The 21,439-nt window shown below is 57.3% G+C and carries 18 protein-coding genes and 1 riboswitch; of the genes, 12 read left to right on the top strand and 6 right to left on the bottom strand.

The window, feature by feature from the left end:
• Nucleotides 1-152: 152 nt before the first annotated feature.
• Together ACO5R6_RS00880 and ACO5R6_RS00875 are read left to right on the top strand one after the other, a co-directional pair.
• On the top strand, nt 153-866 hold the full coding sequence (locus ACO5R6_RS00880) for a response regulator transcription factor (protein WP_485625288.1): 714 nt from the start codon (nt 153-155) through the stop codon (nt 864-866).
• On the top strand, nt 863-2,125 hold the full coding sequence (locus tag ACO5R6_RS00875) for a sensor histidine kinase (RefSeq protein WP_485625287.1): 1,263 nt from the start codon (nt 863-865) through the stop codon (nt 2,123-2,125). The genes ACO5R6_RS00880 and ACO5R6_RS00875 overlap by 4 nt, the downstream gene beginning before the upstream one ends.
• Nucleotides 2,126-2,294: 169 nt before the next feature.
• Here ACO5R6_RS00875 and ACO5R6_RS00870 read toward each other — a convergent pair whose 3' ends face one another.
• The 6 genes from ACO5R6_RS00870 to ACO5R6_RS00845 all read right to left on the bottom strand — a co-directional run bounded on the left by ACO5R6_RS00870 (nt 2,295) and on the right by ACO5R6_RS00845 (nt 8,516).
• Entirely contained in the window at nt 2,295-3,968 is a 1,674-nt protein-coding gene (locus ACO5R6_RS00870; protein ID WP_485625286.1) for a carbohydrate-binding domain-containing protein, read from the bottom strand.
• Nucleotides 3,955-4,644 (bottom strand): DUF4956 domain-containing protein, encoded by a 690-nt coding sequence (locus ACO5R6_RS00865; protein WP_485625285.1) that lies wholly within the window; start codon nt 4,642-4,644, stop codon nt 3,955-3,957. Before ACO5R6_RS00865 ends, ACO5R6_RS00870 begins: the two co-directional genes overlap by 14 nt.
• Nucleotides 4,628-5,386 carry a VTC domain-containing protein gene (locus tag ACO5R6_RS00860; protein WP_485625284.1) on the bottom strand — a complete coding sequence of 253 codons (759 nt, stop codon included), beginning with the start codon at nt 5,384-5,386 and terminating at the stop codon, nt 4,628-4,630. Before ACO5R6_RS00860 ends, ACO5R6_RS00865 begins: the two co-directional genes overlap by 17 nt.
• A gap of 200 nt (nt 5,387-5,586) precedes the next feature.
• Entirely contained in the window at nt 5,587-6,231 is a 645-nt protein-coding gene (locus tag ACO5R6_RS00855) for an ECF transporter S component (RefSeq protein ID WP_485625283.1), read from the bottom strand.
• Between the two features lie 148 nt (nt 6,232-6,379).
• Nucleotides 6,380-6,497: riboswitch (FMN riboswitch) on the bottom strand.
• 123 nt (nt 6,498-6,620) lie between these two features.
• Nucleotides 6,621-7,841 (bottom strand): sensor histidine kinase, encoded by a 1,221-nt coding sequence (locus ACO5R6_RS00850; protein WP_485625282.1) that lies wholly within the window; start codon nt 7,839-7,841, stop codon nt 6,621-6,623.
• Nucleotides 7,842-7,844: 3 nt separating this feature from the next.
• A complete protein-coding gene (locus ACO5R6_RS00845; RefSeq protein ID WP_485625281.1) occupies nt 7,845-8,516 on the bottom strand; it encodes a response regulator transcription factor in 672 nt (223 codons plus the stop codon).
• A gap of 213 nt (nt 8,517-8,729) precedes the next feature.
• Between ACO5R6_RS00845 and ACO5R6_RS00840 the strand changes: the two genes are divergently transcribed.
• From ACO5R6_RS00840 to rapZ, 10 genes are all read left to right on the top strand, one after another.
• Nucleotides 8,730-9,506, top strand: a complete 777-nt coding sequence (locus tag ACO5R6_RS00840) for a basic amino acid ABC transporter substrate-binding protein (RefSeq protein ID WP_485625280.1) — start codon at nt 8,730-8,732, stop codon at nt 9,504-9,506.
• Between the two features lie 71 nt (nt 9,507-9,577).
• Nucleotides 9,578-10,312 (top strand): amino acid ABC transporter permease, encoded by a 735-nt coding sequence (locus ACO5R6_RS00835; RefSeq protein ID WP_485625279.1) that lies wholly within the window; start codon nt 9,578-9,580, stop codon nt 10,310-10,312.
• On the top strand, nt 10,302-11,045 hold the full coding sequence (locus tag ACO5R6_RS00830; protein WP_485625278.1) for an amino acid ABC transporter ATP-binding protein: 744 nt from the start codon (nt 10,302-10,304) through the stop codon (nt 11,043-11,045). Before ACO5R6_RS00835 ends, ACO5R6_RS00830 begins: the two co-directional genes overlap by 11 nt.
• Nucleotides 11,046-11,182: 137 nt before the next feature.
• Nucleotides 11,183-12,721 carry a sodium/proline symporter gene (locus ACO5R6_RS00825; protein WP_485625277.1) on the top strand — a complete coding sequence of 513 codons (1,539 nt, stop codon included), beginning with the start codon at nt 11,183-11,185 and terminating at the stop codon, nt 12,719-12,721.
• A gap of 271 nt (nt 12,722-12,992) precedes the next feature.
• Nucleotides 12,993-15,170 (top strand): ATP-dependent zinc metalloprotease FtsH, encoded by a 2,178-nt coding sequence (gene ftsH, locus ACO5R6_RS00820; RefSeq protein ID WP_485625276.1) that lies wholly within the window; start codon nt 12,993-12,995, stop codon nt 15,168-15,170.
• Nucleotides 15,171-15,273: 103 nt separating this feature from the next.
• Nucleotides 15,274-17,148, top strand: a complete 1,875-nt coding sequence (gene uvrC / locus ACO5R6_RS00815) for an excinuclease ABC subunit UvrC (protein ID WP_485625275.1) — start codon at nt 15,274-15,276, stop codon at nt 17,146-17,148.
• Nucleotides 17,149-17,201: 53 nt separating this feature from the next.
• A complete protein-coding gene (hprK, locus tag ACO5R6_RS00810) occupies nt 17,202-18,137 on the top strand; it encodes an HPr(Ser) kinase/phosphatase (RefSeq protein WP_485625274.1) in 936 nt (311 codons plus the stop codon).
• Between the two features lie 71 nt (nt 18,138-18,208).
• Nucleotides 18,209-19,603 (top strand): aminopeptidase, encoded by a 1,395-nt coding sequence (locus ACO5R6_RS00805; RefSeq protein WP_485625273.1) that lies wholly within the window; start codon nt 18,209-18,211, stop codon nt 19,601-19,603.
• A gap of 52 nt (nt 19,604-19,655) precedes the next feature.
• Complete coding sequence (murB, locus tag ACO5R6_RS00800; RefSeq protein ID WP_485625272.1) at nt 19,656-20,564, top strand: UDP-N-acetylmuramate dehydrogenase; 909 nt, start codon at nt 19,656-19,658, stop codon at nt 20,562-20,564.
• Nucleotides 20,564-21,439, top strand: a complete 876-nt coding sequence (gene rapZ, locus ACO5R6_RS00795; RefSeq protein WP_485625271.1) for an RNase adapter RapZ — start codon at nt 20,564-20,566, stop codon at nt 21,437-21,439. The genes murB and rapZ overlap by 1 nt, the downstream gene beginning before the upstream one ends.

Here is a 21,439-nt window from a genome sequence, read left to right as displayed (position 1 = left end):
GGCCGACTCCCTATATCCCGGCAGCGTCGTGCGCGGGGATACAGGGGCGGCCCTTCTTCTTTATGAAAATCCTTCTGCTATAATGGGAGGCGGAGATTTCAAGGAAGCTTATGAGAAAAGAGCTTATGATACGATGGCAAAGAGGGTAGAAGATGGGATATACAATTCTATTGGCTGATGATGAGGCTGAGATACGAGAGCTTCTCCGCCTCTACTTAGACCATGAGTCCTACCGGGTCTTGGAGGCCAGGAATGGTATTGAGGCCCTGAAGCTGATCAGGGAAGATCAGGTCGACCTGTGCGTGCTCGATGTGATGATGCCCGAGATGGATGGTTTCAGCCTGCTCAAGGAGATTCGCAAGAAGAGCAATATGCCGGTCCTTATGCTCTCTGCAAGAGACGGGGACTCCGACAAAATCCTGGGACTGAATCTGGGAGCGGATGATTATCTGTCCAAGCCCTTCAACCCTCTGGAGGCCGTGGCCAGAGTCAATGCGGCTATTCGGCGTTTCTACGCCCTTGGGGCAGATATTGCTCCGGGCAGTATGGGGGAAAGGGAGAGAGAGGATCTGGTCGTGCAGGACCTGCGCCTGGACCGGGAGGCCTGTGTGCTGTATCGGGGGCAGGAGGAGATTGACCTGACTTCGGTTGAGTACCGGATCATGGACCTCTTCATGAGCCACCCCGGCAAGGTCTTTACCAAGCAACAGATCTATGAGAGGGGCTGGGGAGAGGAATATATCGTTGCGGACAACAATATTATGGTCTGCATCAGCAAGCTTCGGTCCAAGCTGGATCACACAGAGAGCAATCACTATATCCGGACGATTCGCGGTCTGGGTTATCGCATGGAGAGGAACAGATGACAGCTGAGCAGCAGACCAATATGACCGCCCGCCTGATCGGAGCCTTTGTCGTTGCCATGCTGGCGGCGACGGCACTGGAGTTTTTGATCAGCCACCTGGTCACCCCCCTCTTTGCGTCGAATCTGATTCTTCCGCTCATGGGGCAGACAGGTGTCTCCGGAATGACGGTATGGCAGAGCATCTATCTTTTTCTCGGGCTTATCTTCCTCCTCCCGATCCACTTAGTCGGCTCGATTCGGTCGCTTCAGGATCCCCTGGTGAATTTTGAAGACCAAATCCTTGATGTGATCGCAAAGCAGGTCTTCGGTCCGCCCAAGGGAGGGCCTCTTCCCGGGTTGACGGGGGGAGAGATAGCTCTTCTTCTCCTGGGTCTGTCGCTTGTACTCCTCCTCTACGCCCTGCCCTATATCATCACAGGCCTCCTCTATGCGCACTTTGTCATCGGACAGATGCGTATCCTGCAGGAGGCGCAGCGGCGGGAGCACGAGCAGTTCGACGCAGACAGGAATCTGATTTTCTCCGACATTGCCCATGATCTGCGGAACCCGATCACAACCATCTCGGGCTACGCGAAGGCCCTGTCAGATGGGATGGTTACGGATCCTCTGATGGTCAGACGCTATCTAAAGGCCATTGAGGCCAAGTCCCGCCGGGTCAATGACCTGGTCAATCTCCTCTTTGATTATGCCAAGATTCACTCCACAGGTTTTCGACTGCAGAAGAGCCCGCAGGATATCAATGAATTGGTCCGGGAGAATACAGCCCTGCTATATGAAGAGGTTGAGGCCAGAGGGATGGACCTGCAGGTGCAGATCAGCGAGGAGCGCTGGGAGATTATGGCAGATCCCATCCAACTCTCCCGCGTGATCAGCAACCTGATCAATAATGCCGGCCGGCACAATCCGAGGGGGACGAAGATCCTGATTAAGACACAGGCGGTCAGGCGAGAAGAAGGAGAACAATCCTATGAGAAAATGCGCCGTGAGGGCGTCAGGCCGACGGAGGCAAACCCGCTCTTAGAAGAGGGGATTCTGGTGATTGTCGCCGATACCGGCAGTCCCATCCCCGGGGGGCTTGCGGCAGAACTCTTCGAACCCTTTTCTACGGGAGACGCCGCTCGCTCCAGCCAGGGAGGATCCGGACTCGGCCTGTCGATCGCGGCCAAGATCAGTCAGATGCATGGCTACCGCCTGACCCTGGAGGAGAATGATCCGGCTTATACCAAGGCCTTCGTGCTGGCGATCCCCAAGCGCTGGTAAGAGGGACGGGCAGCCGCAAACGGCCCCGGCCGAGACATACAAAGGGCAAGAGAGGGCCGATGGTGACCCTTTCTTGCCTTTTGTGCGTAATTTTCATCTATGATAAACGCACTTGTCCTGTGACGTCTCACAGGACAGGTGCGGAATTTTTGTCGATCCGATCAGAGAATTAGCGGTTCTCACTTGCCTGAGACTTCTGAGATTTGCCGGATTTATTTGCCTTCTGGGACTTGCCGGACCTATCGGACGAGTCAGATTTGCCGGACTTGCCGGATTTATTGGACTTGCCGGATTTGCCGGAATGATCGGAATGATCAGAGCCGCCCTTGCCGCCGGGGGCCCCCATGTTACCGGACTTGCCGGATTGACCGGGGCCCCCCATCCCCCGGCTCTTGATATTTCCTGATGTTGTGACGGTTGTGTCGAGACGAATGGTCTGTTTGTCGGATCCGGTTGCGATGGTATAGCTGTTGCCGCTTGTCATGCCGGGAGCGGAGACATAGACCGCATTGTAGTTCTTGGGCGGAGTATAGGAAGCGAGGACATTTCCGGACTCATCCGTCACGGTGACGGTCTCTGCGCTGGTGCTGGTCAGTCCGTAGAGGATCATTCCCTGGCTGGAAGAGGAGTCGAAGGCCTCCGCCATGCCGGAGTAACCGGTTGCAACGACCGTTCCGCCGGTGATGACCGCCTTGCACCGCTCGCCATAGTCGAGGGCGGAGTCTCCGTTGTTGGTAGCCCCGGAGACGTAGGTCTCGCCGCCGTTGATGTAGAGATCTCCGTTGGAGTCTATGCCGTCTCCGGAGGCATTGACATTGAGCTTGCCTCCATTGATGGTAATGGAGTAGTCACTGGCACTGCCGGAGTCCCCGGCAGCATTGAGCCCATCATCCTGGGAAGTGACATCGATATCGCCGCCGTCAATGACAATCTGGCTGCCCTCCAGGCCCTCATTTGACTTATTGACGAGGATCTTGCCGCCGGCGACATTGAGCTTGCCATCTGCGTGAATGCCGTCGTCGCCGCTGGACAGGGAGAGCGTGCCGCCCGACATATAGAAGAAGCCGGCCTCCGTGTCGGAGGAGTCAACATGTACGGAGTCGTCGCCTGCGGTGATGTCATAGGTTCCATCGGCAATCCGGATGGAGTCGTTGGCCTCCAAGCCCTTTTCCTGGGCGCTGATGGTCACGTTGGACCCGGTCAGCTTGAGGTCGTCCTTGCTGACAATGCCGTTGGCAGAGGACTTGACATCCAGGGAACCCTTGCCGTTGATCACCAGATCCTGCTTGGAGAAAATGCATCCGTCCACATTGATATCGCCATCGGCGCTGAAGCTGCCGGTGCTGGTCAAGCTGTTTTTGCTGCCCTCGGCAGTTGTGACGAAGACCTTATCTCCGGTCTTGACGTAAATGGCCGCGGAGCCGGAGTTGCTGATGGTGACGCCATTCAGGACAATCTGAACCTTGGCAGTGTCTTCTGCCTCTACCTTGATCTGTCCCTTGGAGAGACTGCCGGAGAAGACATAGGTTCCCTCTGCGCTGATCGTGATGGTGGATCCGTTGACTGTCGCTCCCTGGCCGGAGACGGTAGAGCCGCTGTCGGACAGGCTGATGTGGGTGGCAGAGGCATCATCATAGTCCCCGGACAGGTCCCGGTCCGTGAAGTAGTCCGAGACGGAGGCGGAAGCTGCGGTGGAAGTGGACGAGGCGGAAGCCGCTTGTCTGGTCTTCGTGGAAGCGGTCTTGGCTCCGCAGGCGGTCATGCCGAGGACTAAGCTCCCGGCCATGGCGACTGCGCCAAGACGCCGGATATTATGGATCTTATAGCTCTTAAAGTTGCTCATTGTTTACCTCCTCTTGTGAGATTGTGATTTCAAGATTGCCGTTTCTGACGCGGATGGCGTCGATCATTTCCTTCTCTGCGGCGGGATCCTTGAGGTTGATGTCATAGGTCAGCTTGAAGAGGCTGCCCATATTGCTTGTCTTAACCGAGAGCAGATGGCAGTCGGTGCAGTATTTTGTGAAGATAGCTTCAAAGAGGTCCGTGTAGTCTAAGTCCTCCGGGATCGTGATGCGAAGACTGCGGCAGCCGGACCGGTGATGGTCTCCGAAACGCAGCTGAACCAGGAAGATGAGCGCCATGCCGACGATTAAGGCAAAGAGCGCTGCATAGGCCAGATATCCCATGCCGACAATCAGCCCTGCTGCCATGGCCAGGAAGATCATGGCGATGTCCTTGGCGCTGCCGGCGATGGACCGGAAGCGGACGAGGGAGAAGGCTCCCGCTACTCCGACAGCAGCTCCGATATTGCCATTGACCATCATGATCACTACGCAGACAATGGCGGGGAGAAGGGCCAGAGTCAGCATGAAGGACTGGGTGTGCCGGCTTCGGTAGGCGTAGACGCCGGCCAGCCAGAGGCCGATCAGAAAGGATACCCCAAGGCAGACGAGGAAGTATCCGGGTGCGATTACAGTGCTTGTACTTGTATCAAAAATTCCGCTAAACAGCGATGTCATTGTCAGGCCTCCTTCCTTTCTGCCCGGTGATATAGCCCTCTTTCCTGTGGCGGGGCGCCTGCAGCAACTGCTCATAGGCCCTGCCGTATTTGGAGAAAGAAGTTCGGTAGATCTTCTCCCGGCTTAAGACTTCTGTCAGCCAGAGGGGAATGGCCGCCCGGGTCTTGACCTCCATCAGGACCTGTCCTGCTTCGAGAAGAGATTCCCCGTAGATCTCGCTGTGGAGATTGAGCCGGTCCCTCCTCCAGAGAATGTTCCGATCAAAGGTCAGGCGGAAATCCCGATCCGCCTTCGCATAGAAGGCCTCCCGGTCATAGGAGAGGAGGATCCGGGGAGCAAGCTGCCGGTAGAAGCTGCGGCTGTAGTCGATTTCCCGGACGATCTGACTGTCCGCCGGGAGATACTGCCCCCTCATCCAGGCATCCGCCTTATCTTCGGTCAGGGCGATCCGCCTCTTGTAGACGACTTTGCGGTACTTCTTCTTGAGCTCGACGAAGACTTTATCCTCCGGCCCTGCGGTCCCGTAGCTTCGAATACGGATCTTCTCCTTGTAGACGGGGCTTGCGATGGACCGGCGAACCAGAAGGAAGTCCGGCGTATCCAGATAGAGGGAGAGATTGGTGTTCCTCCCGTAGATGTCCGGTTCCATGTGTTCCATCATGGCCATGCGGACGGCCCGATAATTTTCTTTGGACAGGAGATACTTGAGTTCATATCTCTCGAAAATCATCTGATCTCCCATGTGAACCTCCTTTCAGCTTATCTCTCTTCTTGAGATGCTTAGAGGATACAGGGACAAGTTAAAGTCAACCTAAAGTTTCGGAAATAAAAATTGAGCTTGTGAAAACAAAAAAAGAAGGCCCTATATCGGGAGCGCACAGGGTGCAATCCTGATATAGGGTCTTCTTGCCTTGAATGACCTGAGCAAGATGCAAGAGACTCTTATTTAAAGAGAATCTGCTTGAGCCGTTTGTATGTGAAGAAGGTGATCAGGGAGACCAGGCCGTACTTGAGCAGGTTAAAAGGTGCAACCGCATAGACCATCATGGTGAAGAGATCATGGATGCGGCCATTGACGAGGGTCCCCATCCGGATGATGGCGTCCATCGGCATGCTATAGAGGGTCACATACATGGGGAAGATCGCGAAGTAATCGATGATGACAAAGGCCATGGTTGTCAGAAGAGTTCCGACGAGAAGCGACATGGCGGCTCCGGTTTTGCCCTTCTTAAAGCGATAGACCAGGGAGGCAGAGAGAACAAAGACTGTGGCGCCTGCGAAGTTGGCCAATTCACCGACGAAGGCGGTGGAAGTTCCGCGGAAAAAGAGCTTCAAGATGTTCTTGAAGGCGGCTATGGCAACGCCGGCCATGGGGCCCATCATGAAACTGCCGAGGATGGCCGGAAGGTCGGAGATGTCGAATTTTAAGAAGGAGGGGGCGATCGGAAGGGAGACCTCAAAGAGCATAAGGATCGCCGATAAGGCGGAGAACATGGCGGTGATCACCAGCTTTCTCGTGCTGATGCCTCCGGCCTCTTCCCGGGTTCTGTTCTTCTTGCTGGGATTTTCTCTGATCAATGCGTCCATAGTAACCTCCAAATTCTGCCCCATCGGGGAATCCATATGTCGTATACACATCGGAACGGATGGAGGATCACATTCTTGCCCAAGCATGAAAAAGACCTCCATAAGATGAACCATCTCATGGAAGTCCTGACATTCGACCTGTGAGTGTATCCATCTTCTCCCATCCGGACTGTTACCGTCGGTTCCGGGATTGCACCGGATCGGCCCCAAAGGGGTTCGCGGACTGTCACCGCCGGTCAGGAATCTCACCTGCCCCAAAGATTGTGTACATACTGATTCTAGGTCCGGCCCGGTCCCCTGTCAAGCACGATTTGGGATCCGGAAAGAGGACGGAAAGAGGGAAAGAGGAGGGAAAGCCGGACGGGCGAGTTCAAAGAGCCGCTGGCAGTTCATGGCAGGAGAACCGTGAAAATGACAGACTTGCCATCGGGACTGGCGGCCGTAATCTTGCCCTTGTGCGTCTTTACAATGGCCTTGGCCACGGCCAGGCCGATGCCGTAGCCCCCGGTCTTGGAATTGCGGGAACTGTCGAGCCGGTAGAAGCGCTCGAAGAGTCTGGACAGGTCTCCCTGAGGGATCGAGGAGACCGTATTCCGTATGGTGAGCAGCTTGCCCCTGGCAGTGGAGGAGAGAGAGACCTCGATGCTCCCTCCCTCGTCAGAGTACTTGAGGGCGTTGTCCAGGAGCAGGCTGAGAAGCTGCTGCATGGAAGCCGGGTCGCACTCCAGAGAAATGGAGGGGGTCACGTTGATGGTCAGGCTTCGTCCCCCGGTTCTGGCCGGGGCGTCGAAGGACTCTGCGGCTTCCAGGACCATCTGCGAGAAATCGACTTCTTCTATATTAATACGAGGACTCTCTTCATCCATGCGGGAGAGGAAGACCAGCTTTTCCACAAGAGAGCTCAGGCGGTTGATCTGGCGGCGGTTGGAGGCGGTCCATTCGGACGCCCCGCAGTCCATTTCTATGACCTCGTTGTTGGCGGCCAGGACGGCCAGAGGGGTCTTGAGCTCGTGGTTGGCGTCCGTGATGAACTGCTTCTGCTTGTTGTAGCTCTCGACGATGGGGCCGACCGCCCAGACAGAGGCCGGAAGCAGGAGGAGGAAGACCAGGAAGAGGCCACCTGCACCGGCAGCCAGACTCCCATAGAGGAAGCTGTAGAAGGACTGTCTCTGGGGCTGGGTATCCAGGAAGTAGTAGGTTCTTGCGCTCGTATCCGCTTCCCTGAGAAGGTAGCGGTAGCGGCCCAGATAACCCTGCCTGGGAAGACCTTTTGCGGCAAGTTTCTGCGCGTAGGAGACGGCCTGGTCGGCGTCAATGGCAGCGATGTGATCCGTGTCAGAGGAGATGACCCGGTTGTCGGAGGAGAGGCTGACGCTGAAATAGCGGCTGCTGAAAGGCGTCTCGGCATCGAAATCACCGGGAGGCCGGCCCCCCGGCGGCTTGTCGCCGAAGCGGCCGCCCTGTGAGGCCAGAAGAGACAGCTTCTCATCCGCCGACCTGGTCATCGACCGGTAGTTGATCAGGTTGACTGCACCCATGATCAGAGACAGAACGAGCAGGACGGAGAGCATGGACAGGCCGATGAACTTGCGTCGCAATTTCCGGAACATAGATTACTCCTCCTGAACGAAATAGCCCAGACCCCGGGAGGCTTTAATAACGATGCCGGCGTCAATGGACTTGAGCTTGCGGCGGAGGTTCGAAATATTGACCCAGACCACATTCTGCTCCAGCTCGCTCTCAAAGCCCCAGATCTTCTCCATGAACTGGTCGGGGGAGATGATCTGCCCGGGGTTGGCCAGGAGCATCTCAAGAATCTGGTATTCCTTCTTGGCCAGGTGGAGGCTCCCCCCGGGCGTCTCAGCGGTACAGGTCAGCTGATCCAGGGTCAGCCTTCCCAGACGGAGATTGGTATCTGTGGCAAGCATCTTGCGGCGGGTGATGGAGCGGACCCTGGCCAGAAGTTCCTTCATGGAGAAGGGCTTGGTCAGGTAGTCGTCGGCGCCCGAGTCCAGTCCCTGCACCCGATCATCGATTTCGGACCGGGCAGTCAGCATCAGGACGGGGATATCATTATGGGCAGACCGAATCTTCCTGAGGACCGTGAAGCCATCCATCTCAGGCATCATGACATCTAAAATAGCTCCGTCGTAGACGCCGGTCTCCAGGTAGTCCAGGGCATCCCGGCCGTCATAGACAGGATCCACCTCATAGTGGTTGGCCCGCAGGATGCGGACCAGGGCCCGGGAGAGATCAAGCTCATCCTCAGCTAAGAGCAGGCGCATAGGCACTCCTTTCCGGTGAAGGGTTTATACCATTATACAGGAGGGAGGAGGATCAAGGGAGGAATTCGACGAGATTCGGCAGATGTGAATAAAAATACAAAATGACGAGAAAAGCTTGCAAAATTATACAGACCCTGCTATACTCTCTAACCAGTCGGGCCGACTCCCAAGGGGCTGATCGGATCCGGGACAGAAGAGATAAGGAGTAATGAGATGAAGATGAAGAAAATTGCAATGTTGGGACTGACTGCGGTAATGACACTCTCTCTCCTGGCCGGCTGCGGATCGGCCAAGAGCAGCGATCAAGGGAAGGATGCAAAGAAGGAGAGTCTGACTGCGGCAACCTCCGCCGACTTCCCTCCCTATGAGTACATGGAGGGCAATGAGTACAAGGGAGTCGATATCGAGCTCTCCAAGGCCATTGCGGATAAGCTGGGACTCAAGCTGGAGATCCAGAACGTGCCCTTCGGTTCCATCGTGGCCGGGGTCCAGGCCGGGAAGTATGATTTCGGCATTTCCGGCATCACGATCAATGAGGAGCGCAAGCAGTCTGTTAATTTCTCCGACTCCTACATCAATGCGATCCAGTCCATTATCGTAAAAAGCGACTCTTCCATCAAGGACAAGGACGATCTGAAGACGGTCAACAAGATCGGGGTCCAGACCGGAACAACCGGAGACAACGACGCGACCACGGACTACGGAGAGGACAAGATCACCCGCTACACAGTGGCAACCGACGCGGTTCAGGCTCTTATGACCGGCAAAGTGGACGCCGTGATCATCGACAACAAGCCGGCCCAGGAGTATGTCAAGGCCAATGGCTCAGCCCTCAAGCTTCTTCCCACCGCTTACGAGGAGGAAGAGTATGCCATCGCCATCAACAAGAATAATGAGGACCTGCAGAAGAAGATCAATCAGGCCTTAAAGGATCTGAAGGCAGACGGGACGATTGACAAGATTCTCTCCAAGTACGGCGTAGACAAGTAAGAGAAAAACGATGAGCGGCTCGCCCGGACCGGTCCCGACTGACCGGGTCGGGCGAGTGGAAGGAGAAGCACATGAGCGCTTGGTGGGACGGGCTCAAGGCCCAATTTGTCCTCAACTTCATCACTGATAATCGCTGGAAATCGATTGTGTCGGGGCTTGGAATCACCCTGCAGATTACGATTTTTGCGGTCCTTGTGGGCATCGTCCTGGGAGCCCTTGTGGCGACAGTCCGGTCTACCTGGGATAAGAGCGGAGGGGAGATGGGACGCCGTAAGAGGCCTGCCTACTATGTCCTCAAGGTCCTGAACGTCATCTGCAAGATCTATCTGACCGTTATCCGGGGGACGCCCGTTGTCGTTCAGCTGATGATCTCCTACTTCATCATCTTCGCCGCCTCAAAGAACGCCGTCGCTGTGGCTATCTTCGCCTTTGGACTGAACTCCGCCGCCTATGTGGCCGAGATCATCCGCGGGGGCATCATGTCCATCGACGAGGGGCAGTTCGAGGCCGGCAGGTCTTTGGGCTTCAACTATCCGCAGACCATGATCTACATCATTCTGCCCCAGGTCTTCAAGGCGGTTCTGCCGGCCCTCCTAAATGAGTTCATCACCCTGGTCAAGGAGACCTCCGTCGCCGGTTATGTCGGTATTATGGACCTGACCAAGGCCGGAGATGTCATCCGGAGCCGGACTTACTCCGCCTTCATGCCCCTCTTTGCGGTGGCAGGCATCTATCTGGTGATTGTAATTATCCTGGAGACCGTCTTCGGTCGGGTTGAGAGGAGGCTTCGTCAAAATGAGCGCTAATACCCTGATTCAGGTCAGAGGACTGAAAAAATATTATCGCGGCGGCCTCATCAAGGCCCTGGACGACATCAACCTGGACATCGACCGGGGAGAGGTGGTGGTCATCATCGGACCTTCCGGCTCCGGCAAGTCCACACTTTTGCGTTCGCTTAACCTTCTGGAGATGCCGACGGAGGGAGAGATCCTGGTAGACGGGGTCAACATTGCCGATCCCAAAATCGATATCAACCTGCACCGGCAGAAGATGGGGATGGTCTTCCAGCATTTTAACCTCTTCCCCAACATGACCGTCTTAAAGAACATGACCATTGCCCCCATGAAACTGAGAAAGCTCTCCCAGGCCGAGGCCCAGGAGCAGGCGATGAAGCTTCTCGACCGGGTAAACCTGTCTGACCGGGCCAAGGCCTATCCAAGCCAGCTGTCCGGTGGACAGAAGCAGAGAATTGCCATTGTCCGGGCCCTGTGCATGAATCCGGAGATCCTCCTCTTTGACGAGCCCACATCCGCCTTGGACCCGGAGATGGTCGGAGAAGTCTTAGAGGTCATGAAGCAGCTCGCCAGAGAGGGGATGACCATGGCCTGTGTCACCCATGAGATGGGCTTTGCAAGAGAGGTGGCCTCCAAGGTGATCTTCGTGGACGGAGGCAAGATCATAGAAGAGGGAAGCCCTCAGCAGATCTTCGATCAGCCGAAGAGCGACCGGTTGAAGGATTTCCTGGCCAAGGTGCTTTGAGACGGCAGGCTGCCCGGCGACAGCCTGCAGGGTGGCCTCTCGGCCGGGATGCCCCGACGAACAGAATGAGACAGATGCAATCCCGCGGACACTGATATGCCTGGGGGATTGCTGTATGAATTGGGAAAGTAAGAAGAATGATCAAGGAAATCGGTATCAGCGCAAGCATTGTATTCTATATGATTCTCATGCTGGCGATCGGCATTTGGTCTTCCAGACAGAATGCCAGCACGGATGACTTCTATCTGGGAGGCCGCAAGCTTGGGCCAATCGTCACGGCTATGAGTGCGGAGGCCTCCGACATGAGCTCCTGGCTCCTGATGGGGCTGCCGGGCGTCGCCTATATCTCGGGCCTGGCTGAGGCCAGCTGGACAGCGATCGGACTGGCGCTCGGGACCTATCTGAACTGGCTTGTCGTGGCGAGGCGTCTGCGCCGCTATACGATCAAGGCCAACAACTCCATCACCATTCCCAGTTTCTTCGCGAACCGTTTTCGGGATAAGAGCCGTATCCTGGTGGCGATTTCTGCCATCTGGATCCTGATCTTCTTCATCCCCTACACGGCTTCCGGCTTCGCCGCCTGCGGCAAGCTCTTTCACACACTCTTCGGAATTGACTACATTCTTGCCATGGTGCTGGCGGCGGCCGTGATTATTCTGTACACCATGCTGGGCGGCTTTCTGGCGGCTTCCACGACCGACCTGGTCCAGTCCGTTGTCATGACGATTGCCCTCTTCATCGTGGTCCTCTTCGGAACACATGTGGCCGGGGGGCTCGACCGGGTGATGGACAATGCCCGGGGGATCGCCGGCTACCTGAGCCTGCGCCAGATGGGGAACATCAACACGCCCCAGACGGCGGTGCCTTACAGCTTTATGCAGGTTTTTGCCAACCTGGCCTGGGGACTCGGATACTTCGGCATGCCCCATATCCTTCTTCGCTTTATGGCGATCGGCGATGAGAAGAAGATCAAGGTCTCCCGCCGCATTGCCTCCGTCTGGGTCGTGATTTCCATGGCGGTGGCCATCTTCATCGGCATCGTGGCCAATGCCATGAGCAAGGTCGGTGCAATTGCCACAGCACAGTCCTCCGCAGATGCGGAGAATTCCATTGTCAGGATTGCCCACCTCCTCTCCGGCAACGGCCTGGGCTTTGCCCTGCTCGCCGGGGTCATTCTGGCGGGGATTCTGGCCTGTACCATGTCCACGTCCGACTCGCAGCTCCTTGCGGCCTCATCCTCCTTCTCAGAGAACCTGCTGGTGGAGGTCTTCGGCCTCCCCCTGACTGCCAAGCAGCGGGTGGTCGCCGCCCGCCTCACGGTGATTGTCATCGCCCTGATCTCCATCTTCATCGCAAGAGACCCCAATTCCTCGGTTTTTGCCATTGTCTCCTTCGCCTGGGCGGGATTCGGAGCCGCCTTCGGGCCGGTGATGCTCCTATCCCTCTTCTGGAGAAGAGCCAACCGCTATGGGGCGATCGCCGGGATGATCTCGGGCGGAATGATGGTCTTCATCTGGAAATACCTGCTTCGCCCCCTTGGGGGAGGATGGGATATCTATGAGCTGCTGCCGGCCTTTGTGACCGGGGCCCTCTTCATGCTGGTCGTAAGTCTTCTCACACCCGCCCCCGGCAGGGAGATCACGGATGAGTTCGACGCGGTCTGCAAGGGGCTGTGACCAGCCCTGTTTCCCGCAGATTCAAGGGCCAGAGGATAAAGTCGTTGAAGTGCGCATTTATCTGCTCTATCATGGAGTAGTTAAATGCGCGTTCTATTTCTGTTTGGTCAGGCTGCCCGGTGCAGGCAGATGCGGCTGGGGGGCGGGAGCCTCGCGCAGTGGAGCTCGCAGGACAGGGCTTCACATTGATTCGTCGTGTGAAATCCATATAATAAATGAGAGAGTCAGGAGTTTGCATCCGCATTCCTTGTATATGCCAGCGGAGGATTTTATGAATCAGAATATGAACCCCGGCGGCGGGCCCGACGGAGACAAGAAGAATAACGGTCGGATCCCACAGCCTTTGATTTTGCTCCTGGTCTTTGTCCTGGTGGCAATGTTCTTCACAAGCCTGGTCTACAGCCGGTCCTCTTCCAATAAGACGGAGGTCCCCTACACGGACTTTTACAAGCTGGTTGTGTCCGATCAGGTGGAGAAGGCGACGATCAACCGCGACCGGATCGAATTCAATCTGAAGAAGGGAGCCTCTTATAAGAATGACAAGGCTCAGGAGAACTCCAAACTGATCCAGGAGGCCACAGGGCAGGAGGTCAAGACCAGCTATTTCACGGCTTATATCCAGGACAGCGAGCTGATTCCGGCCATGAAGCAGCACAATGTGGTCATCTCAGGAAAACTCAATTCCGATACGACGGCCCTGATCTACAATATCGCCTCCATGCTGATTCCTCTGGCCCTGCTCTGGATTCTCTTTGCCTTTCTCATGCGGCGGATGGGGGGAGGCCTGGGAATGAATCCCGGCAAGTCCAACGCCAAGGTCTATGTGGAGAAATCAACCGGCGTCAAGTTCAAGGATGTGGCCGGTCAGGATGAGGCCAAGGAGTCTCTGGTAGAGGTCGTTGACTTCCTGCACAATCCCCGCAAGTATATTGAGATCGGGGCCAAGCTCCCCAAGGGGGCCCTTCTGGTCGGCCCTCCGGGAACCGGAAAGACGCTCCTGGCCAAGGCCGTGGCGGGAGAGGCCGGCGTGCCCTTCTTCTCTCTGGCGGGTTCCGATTTCGTCGAGATGTTCGTCGGTGTGGGAGCTTCCCGGGTCCGTGATCTCTTTAAGGAGGCACAGAAGCAGGCCCCCTGCATCATCTTTATCGATGAGATCGATGCGATCGGCAAGAGCCGCGACTCCCGCTTTGGGGGCGGCAATGACGAGAGAGAGCAGACCCTGAATCAGCTCCTGTCGGAGATGGATGGCTTTGACACGTCCAAGGGGCTCCTGGTCCTGGCGGCGACCAACCGGCCCGAGGTCCTGGACAAGGCCCTGCTTCGCCCCGGTCGATTTGACCGCCGCATCATTGTGGACCGGCCGGACCAGAAGGGGCGCCTGGCTACCCTCAAGGTTCACGCCAAGGATGTCCCCATGGATGAGACGGTTGATCTGGACTCCCTGGCGACGGCTTCTGCCGGCCTGGTGGGGTCGGACCTGGCCAATATCATCAATGAGGCCGCGATCTGCGCAGTCAAGCATGGGAGAAAGTTCGTCAGCCAGAAGGACCTCTTTGAGGCATTTGAACTGGTTGCCGTCGGGGGACGGGAGAAGAAGAACCAGGTGATGAGTGACCGGGAGCGAAAGATTGTCGCCTACCACGAGGTGGGGCATGCTCTGCTCTCCGCCCTGCAGAAGAACACAGAGCCGGTGCAGAAGATCACCATTGTCCCGAGAACCATGGGGGCCTTGGGCTATACCCTGCAGACTCCGGAGGAGGAGAAGTTCCTTGAGACCAAGGATGAGCTCCTGGCCCGGATCGTCACCCTGATGGGTGGCCGAGCCGCGGAGATGGTGGTCTTCCACTCCATGACTTCCGGGGCGGCCAATGACATTGAGCAGGCTACCAATATCGCAAGGGCCATGGTCACCCGCTTCGGCATGTCCGATAAGTTCGGCATGATGGGTCTGGCCACGGTCGAGAGCCAATACCTGGACGGACGCGCCGCCCTAAACTGCGGAGAGAACACAGCGGCGCAGATCGATGACGAGGTTCTGGCCTTCATCAACAGGGGCTACGGGGAGGCAGTCCGAATTCTGACCGAGCACAGGAACACCCTGGACCGGATCGCGGACTTCCTCTATGAGAAGGAGACCATCAGCGGCAAGCAGTTTATGAAGATCTTCCGCCAGCTGGAGGGTCTGCCTGAGCCCGAGGAGGAGGAGACTGCCGGCTTTGTCGAGACCGCCATGGCCATGATGGAGGCAGACCGGGCCGCAGCTGTCGAAGAGCCTGCCGGAGAGAAAGCCGAGAATTCTGCCGACGCCTCTCTGCCGCAGGCAGGATACCAGGACAGGGTCAAGGAGTATCAGCCCCGGGAGGCGGACGCCGAGGAGGGGGCAAAGAAGGCGGATGACTGCAGGGAGGACCCGGCCGGGGGAGAATCTCCCGAGGAGACGAAGAGCTGAGGCCGGGAAGAGAAGAGAGCAGGCAGGGGCGCAGGCCCTCTGTGAGAAGACAGAGAACCCGGGGGATGATACTCCCGGGTTCTGCTTATAGGGAGGAGGAGGCATGGGCAGTCCCGAGTTTATCCTGGATGAGGAATTGAAGAAATTGCCGGATGCACCCGGAGTCTATATCATGCATGACGCCTCTGACCGGATCATCTATGTGGGGAAGGCTTTAAGCCTGACCAAGCGGGTCCACCAGTACTTCCAGGCGTCCCATGACGAGGGCATTAAGAAGCGGCAGATGGTGGATCAGATCAGCTGGTTCGAGTACATCGTGACCGATTCGGAGCTGGAGGCCCTGGTCCTTGAGAATAACCTGATCAAGGAGCACAGGCCCAAGTACAACACCCTGCTCAGAGATGACAAGACCTATCCCTATATCAAGGTCACCCTCCAGGAGGCCTATCCCAGACTCCTCTTTGTCCGCAGGGTCAAGAAGGACGGGGCTAAGTACTTTGGCCCTTTCACTTCCGCCGACGCCACCCACCGGACCATCGATCTGCTGCAGAAGCTCTATCGGATCCGCACCTGTCAGCGGAAGCTACCGGACCAAATCGGCAGGGACAGGCCTTGTCTCAACTACCACATGAATCAGTGCGATGCCCCCTGCGACGGGAAAATCTCTCAGGAGGACTACATGGCTCATGTCAGAGAGGCCATCCGATTCCTGGACGGAGATACGGGAACTGTGACCAAAGACCTGACGACCAGGATGTCGGAGGCCGCCGGCGCCATGGACTATGAGAGGGCGGCAGAGTACCGGGACCTGCTTAAGTCCATCGCCCATACGGCCCAGAAGCAGAAGATCACTCGCTATGACGAGGAGGATCAGGACATCATCGCCGCGGCGATTGACGGGGAGGACGCCGTGGTGTCCGTCTTCTATATCCGGTCCGGCAAGATGATCGGCAGAGACCATCTGGCGGTGAATGTCAGGGCAGATGAGAAAGAGAAGGAGGTCCTTGAGGCATTCGTCCATCAGTTCTATGCGGGGACGCCCTTTATCCCGAGAGAGATCTGTCTGCCGGTCGCAATCGATGACGCCCGGCTGACCCAGGACTGGCTGTCCGGGAAGAAGGGGCAGAAGGTCTATCTCAAAAATCCCCGGAGAGGGAAAAATGCCCGCCTGATGGAACTTGCCACGCGGAACGCGAAGATGATCCTGGACCAGGACAGGGAGAAGATCCGGCGCCAGGAGGGGAGGACCATCGGGGCCATGCAGGAGATCTCCCGCCTTCTCGGCCTGAGGAGCGTGGAGCGGATGGAGGCCTATGATATCTCTCATATCATGGGTTTCGCCACGGTTGGGTCCATGGTGGTGTTCGAGCACGGCAAGGCCAAGCGGTCTGACTATCGGAAGTTCAGGCTCAAGACAGTTGATGGGCCGGATGACTACGCCTCCATGCGGGAGGTTCTAAGCCGCCGCTTCGCCCACGGCATGGAGGAGCGAAGAGACTTAAGAGAGAGGGGCGTGGATGAGGAGATGGGATCCTTCACAAGATTTCCGGATATCCTGATGATGGATGGGGGCCGGGGTCAGGTCCGCGTTGCGGAGGAGGTCCTTGAGGAATTGGGGCTTGATATTCCGGTGGCGGGTATGGTCAAGGATGATCATCACAACACGCGCGGCCTCTACTTTCATGGCAGAGAGCTGCCGATTGATAAGACATCGGAGGGTTTTCACCTGATCACCCGCCTCCAGGACGAGGCGCACCGGTTCGCGATCAGCTACCACAGGTCCTTAAGGTCGGCGGCCCAGGTCCGTTCTTTCCTGGATGATATTCCCGGGATCGGCCCGGTCCGGCGCAAAGTCCTCATGCGGCACTTCGACAGCGCCGAGGCCATGGCATCGGAGAGTGTGGAGGATCTGGCCGCCATTGACGGCATGAATCGGACATCCGCCCAGGCGGTCTGGGACTTTTTGCACAGGCATTGATGTGCTATTCTGTAACTGGTCTGAGACCGGGGCAAAGAGGCAGAGGAGGGCATATGAAGAACAAGGGAGCCAAACTATCCGACATCGCTGAAAAGCTGAATCTGGTGAATTTTACCGATCGGATGGACCTGTCAGAGCACTATGTGCTGGTGCCGGATATCAATCGTCCGGCCCTGCAGCTCAATGACTTCTACGAGCACTTTGAGGCGGAACGGATCCAGCTTCTCGGCATGGTGGAGAGTGCCTATCTCCATCAGAAGACACCCGAGGAGCGGGCGGATATCTTCGAGAAACTTCTCTCGCACGACATCCCGGTCATCATCCTCTGCCGGGGATTTGAGCCGGAAGAGGCGCTCCTGGCAGCGGCCTACCGGCACGATATACCGGTTCTGGGGACAAATGCGGCCACCAGCCAGTTCTCCTCGGAACTGATCTACAATCTGAATCTGCAGCTGGCCCCGGCCACCAGCATTCACGGAGTCCTGGTGGATGTATACGGAGAGGGCCTGCTCATCATGGGAGAGAGCGGCGTCGGCAAGTCGGAGGCTGCTCTGGAATTGGTCCGTCGCGGCCACCGGCTTGTGGCAGACGATGTGGTGGAGATCCGCAAGATCAACGAGCACACCCTCAGGGGAAGCGCCCCGGGGGTGCTTAAGCACCTGCTTGAGCTGCGCGGGATAGGCATTATCGATGTCAAGAGTCTCTTCGGAGTCGAGTGCGTCAAGGACTCTCAGAAGATCGACCTGGTGATCCGACTGCAGGAGTGGAAGCCGGGACAGGAGTATGACCGGCTGGGGCTCAACGAGGAGTATATGGACATTCTGGACAAGAAGGTGGTCTGCCACTCACTTCCCATCCGTCCCGGCCGGAATCTGGCCGTTATCTGTGAGACGGCTGCAGTCAACCACCGGCAGAAGAAGATGGGCTACAACGCCGTGGAAGAGCTCTACCGCCGGATGGAAGACAATATGGGACAGGCGGTCAAATAGGCCGGCAACTGACCCGGGTCAGGGAAGAAAGCGGGAGACAAGAGCCCGGAAGACTGATAGAAAGGAAGAAGATGGAACGCAGGAACGCATGGGAAAAATATCAAGGGGCTGACCGCCAGTCGGCCCTGATGGAATTCGCGGAGGACTACCGCCGCTTCTTATCCGCCAATAAGACCGAGCGGGAGTGTACCGCCTATTTTATCGAGGAGGCGGAGAAGGCGGGTTTTAGGAACCTGGATGAGATCCTCGCCGGCGGCGGGAAGCTGAAGGCCGGAGACCGGGTCTACCGCCAGCATATGGGAAAGACCCTGGCACTCTTTGTGATAGGAAGCCGGTCCCTGGCGGAGGGGATGAATATTCTGGGAGCCCACATCGACTCCCCCCGCATGGACTTAAAGCAGAATCCCCTCTATGAGGACAGCGAGCTCGCCCTTCTGGACACCCACTACTACGGCGGTGTCAAGAAGTACCAGTGGGTGACCCTGCCCCTTGCCCTGCACGGGGTGGTCGCCAAGAAGGACGGGACCCTTGTCAAGGTCAATATCGGAGATAATCCCGGGGATCCGGTCCTGGGGGTATCAGACCTCCTGATCCACCTGTCAGCCAAGCAGTTGGAGAAGCCGGGAGCCAAGGTGGTTGAGGGAGAGGCCTTAGACCTTCTGATCGCGAGCCGGCCCCTGTCTTTTGATGATGACAAGTTAAAGGACCGGGTCAAGGCCAATGTTCTGCGCATCTTAGAGGACAGGTACGGAATCGAGGAGGAGGACTTCCTCTCGGCGGAGATCGAAGTGGTTCCGGCCGGGGATGCCAGAGATTACGGCATTGACCGGAGTATGATCATGGGATACGGACATGACGACCGGGTCTGCGCCTATCCCTCGTTTGCGGCAATCCTTGCGGCAGAGCCCATGGAGAGGACCCAGGCCTGTCTCCTGGTGGATAAGGAGGAGATCGGCTCGGTGGGGGCCACAGGTATGCAGTCCCTCTTCTTCGAGAACACGGTGGCCGAGTTGATTGGGGCGACAGAGGCCTATGAAGAGATCAAGACCAAGAGGGCCCTCATGAACTCGATGGCCCTCTCCTCGGACGTGTCCGCCGCCTTCGATCCCAATTACCCCGACGTCATGGAGAAGAAGAATTCCGCTTATTTCGGCAGGGGACTGGTGATCAATAAGTACACCGGGGCCAGGGGCAAGTCCGGCTCTAATGATGCCTCTGCAGAGTATATGGCCAGGATCCGCCGGATTTTCGATGAGGCGTCCGTGTACTGGCAGACGGCGGAACTCGGCAAGGTCGACCAGGGAGGCGGCGGAACGATCGCCTATATCCTGGGCAATTACGGCATGGAGGTCATTGACAGCGGAGTTGCGGTCCTCAATATGCACGCCCCCTGGGAGATCGTCAGCAAAGTCGACCTCTATGAGGCCCTGCTGGGCTACCGGGCTTTCCTGGCCGCGCAGCGATAAGGCACCGGAGGATGAATTCGGACAAGAGAGAAGATCAGCTTAGGAGGTCAGCATGCAGGAGTCTTGGATTGAAGCCGCCGGGCGGGTCCTGGAGGAGAAGCAAATTCGAAGGGATGAGCCCATGGCGGCTCACACTACTTTTCGCATCGGAGGGCCGGCAGACCTCTTCCTGGAACCGAGAAGCGACCAGGTCGCTCCCCTGCTTGCGGCCCTAAGGGAGGCAGGAGCCCCTCTTCTGGTGATCGGAAACGGGTCCGATCTTCTGGTGGGAGATCGGGGGATCCGGGGCGCCGTGATTCAAATCGGGGAGAATATGGCGGAGATCACCGTCAGAGAAGAGGAGATCAAAGCCCAGGCCGGAGCCCTTCTGTCCAGGATCGCCGGGCAGGCCCGGATGGCCGGCTTAAGCGGCATGGAGGCTCTGGCCGGAATCCCGGGCAGCCTCGGCGGCGCAGTTATGATGAATGCGGGCGCCTATGGGGGCGCAATGGCAGATGTCGTTGCCTCTGTTGAGGTCCTGACAGAAGACGGTCAGGTCCGGAACTTCTCTTCGGAGGAGATGCATTTTAGCTACCGCCATTCCCGCATTTCGGAGGAGGGGGGGATTGTCCTCTCCGCAGTCCTGCGTCTCAGCCCCGGGGACCGGGAGGAAATCGGCGCCCTTATGGAAGAGCTGACAAGGCGCAGAAGGGAGAAACAGCCGCTCAACATGCCATCTGCCGGTTCCAGCTTCAAGAGGCCCCAGGGCTATTTTGCCGGCAAGCTGATCCAGGATGCGGGTCTGAGAGGCTATCGGGTCGGCCAGGCCCAGGTGTCGGAGAAGCACTGCGGCTTCATTGTCAACCGGGGCGGGGCCACTGCGGCGGAGGTCCGGCAGCTGATGGAAGAGGTCCGGGCCAAGGTCAAGGAACAATTTGGGGTTGACCTGGAGCCGGAAGTCCGTTTTGTGGGAGAATTCTGATGCACTTACTCTTATTGACCGGCATGTCCGGATCCGGAAAATCGACGGCCTTCAAGTTCCTGGAGGATATGGGCTACTACTGCGTGGATAACCTCCCCATCCCCCTCTTCAAGAGCTTTGTCGACCTGACAGCCAAAAATATGCCGCGGGCCCAGAAGGTCGCCGTCGGCATTGACATCCGAAGTGAGGGACATCTGGAGGGTATCACCAACATCCTGGATGAATTGGACCGGGACGGAAAGAAGGTGGATATCCTTTTCCTGGATGCGGATGACCAGACCCTCCTGAAGCGCTATAAGGAGACCCGGCGCAATCATCCTCTATCCGGGTCGCAGAGGATCGCCGCCGGGGTCGCAAGGGAGAGAGAGGCCCTGTCCAATCTGCGCAGTCGGGCGGACTACATCATCGACACCAGTCATCTCCTGACCCGGGAGCTGAAGCAGGAGATGGAGAAGATTCTTGTGGGGGATTCCGACTACAAGAGTATGATGGTAACCCTCCTCTCCTTCGGGTTTAAGTACGGGATTCCGGCGGACGCGGACCTGGTCTTTGACGTGCGCTTCCTGCCCAACCCTTATTATGTCGCCTCCCTCCGCCCCAAGACGGGCAATGATCCCGAGATTCAGGAATATGTCATGAATTGTCCGGAGGCCCATGTCTTCCTGGATAAGCTCACGGACATGGCCCGCTTCCTCATCGAAAACTACATCAAGGAGGGCCGCAACCAGCTGGTCATCTGCATCGGTTGTACCGGGGGCAAGCACCGGTCCATCAGCCTGACCAACCAGCTCTATGACCGGCTGAAAGACGGCAAGAACTACGGGATCAAGAGGGAACACCGGGATATTGACAAGGACCGGGCCAGGGGGAAGTAA

Source organism: Shuttleworthella sp., assembly GCF_057251025.1.
The sequence above is the reverse complement of the archived record's forward strand: the minus strand, read 5'-3'. Positions and strand labels throughout refer to the sequence as shown.

Excerpts from the sequence above, each read along its gene's own strand:
- ACO5R6_RS00880 (WP_485625288.1), top strand. The coding sequence starts at position 153 with ATGGGATATACAATTCTATTGGCTGATGATGAGGCTGAGATACGAGAG.
- ACO5R6_RS00875 (WP_485625287.1), top strand. The coding sequence starts at position 863 with ATGACAGCTGAGCAGCAGACCAATATGACCGCCCGCCTGATCGGAGCC.
- ACO5R6_RS00870 (WP_485625286.1), bottom strand. The coding sequence starts at position 3,968 with ATGAGCAACTTTAAGAGCTATAAGATCCATAATATCCGGCGTCTTGGC.
- ACO5R6_RS00865 (WP_485625285.1), bottom strand. The coding sequence starts at position 4,644 with ATGACATCGCTGTTTAGCGGAATTTTTGATACAAGTACAAGCACTGTA.
- ACO5R6_RS00860 (WP_485625284.1), bottom strand. The coding sequence starts at position 5,386 with ATGGGAGATCAGATGATTTTCGAGAGATATGAACTCAAGTATCTCCTG.
- ACO5R6_RS00855 (WP_485625283.1), bottom strand. The coding sequence starts at position 6,231 with ATGGACGCATTGATCAGAGAAAATCCCAGCAAGAAGAACAGAACCCGG.
- ACO5R6_RS00850 (WP_485625282.1), bottom strand. The coding sequence starts at position 7,841 with ATGTTCCGGAAATTGCGACGCAAGTTCATCGGCCTGTCCATGCTCTCC.
- ACO5R6_RS00845 (WP_485625281.1), bottom strand. The coding sequence starts at position 8,516 with ATGCGCCTGCTCTTAGCTGAGGATGAGCTTGATCTCTCCCGGGCCCTG.
- ACO5R6_RS00840 (WP_485625280.1), top strand. The coding sequence starts at position 8,730 with ATGAAGATGAAGAAAATTGCAATGTTGGGACTGACTGCGGTAATGACA.
- ACO5R6_RS00835 (WP_485625279.1), top strand. The coding sequence starts at position 9,578 with ATGAGCGCTTGGTGGGACGGGCTCAAGGCCCAATTTGTCCTCAACTTC.
- ACO5R6_RS00830 (WP_485625278.1), top strand. The coding sequence starts at position 10,302 with ATGAGCGCTAATACCCTGATTCAGGTCAGAGGACTGAAAAAATATTAT.
- ACO5R6_RS00825 (WP_485625277.1), top strand. The coding sequence starts at position 11,183 with ATGATCAAGGAAATCGGTATCAGCGCAAGCATTGTATTCTATATGATT.
- ftsH (WP_485625276.1), top strand. The coding sequence starts at position 12,993 with ATGAATCAGAATATGAACCCCGGCGGCGGGCCCGACGGAGACAAGAAG.
- uvrC (WP_485625275.1), top strand. The coding sequence starts at position 15,274 with ATGGGCAGTCCCGAGTTTATCCTGGATGAGGAATTGAAGAAATTGCCG.
- hprK (WP_485625274.1), top strand. The coding sequence starts at position 17,202 with ATGAAGAACAAGGGAGCCAAACTATCCGACATCGCTGAAAAGCTGAAT.
- ACO5R6_RS00805 (WP_485625273.1), top strand. The coding sequence starts at position 18,209 with ATGGAACGCAGGAACGCATGGGAAAAATATCAAGGGGCTGACCGCCAG.
- murB (WP_485625272.1), top strand. The coding sequence starts at position 19,656 with ATGCAGGAGTCTTGGATTGAAGCCGCCGGGCGGGTCCTGGAGGAGAAG.
- rapZ (WP_485625271.1), top strand. The coding sequence starts at position 20,564 with ATGCACTTACTCTTATTGACCGGCATGTCCGGATCCGGAAAATCGACG.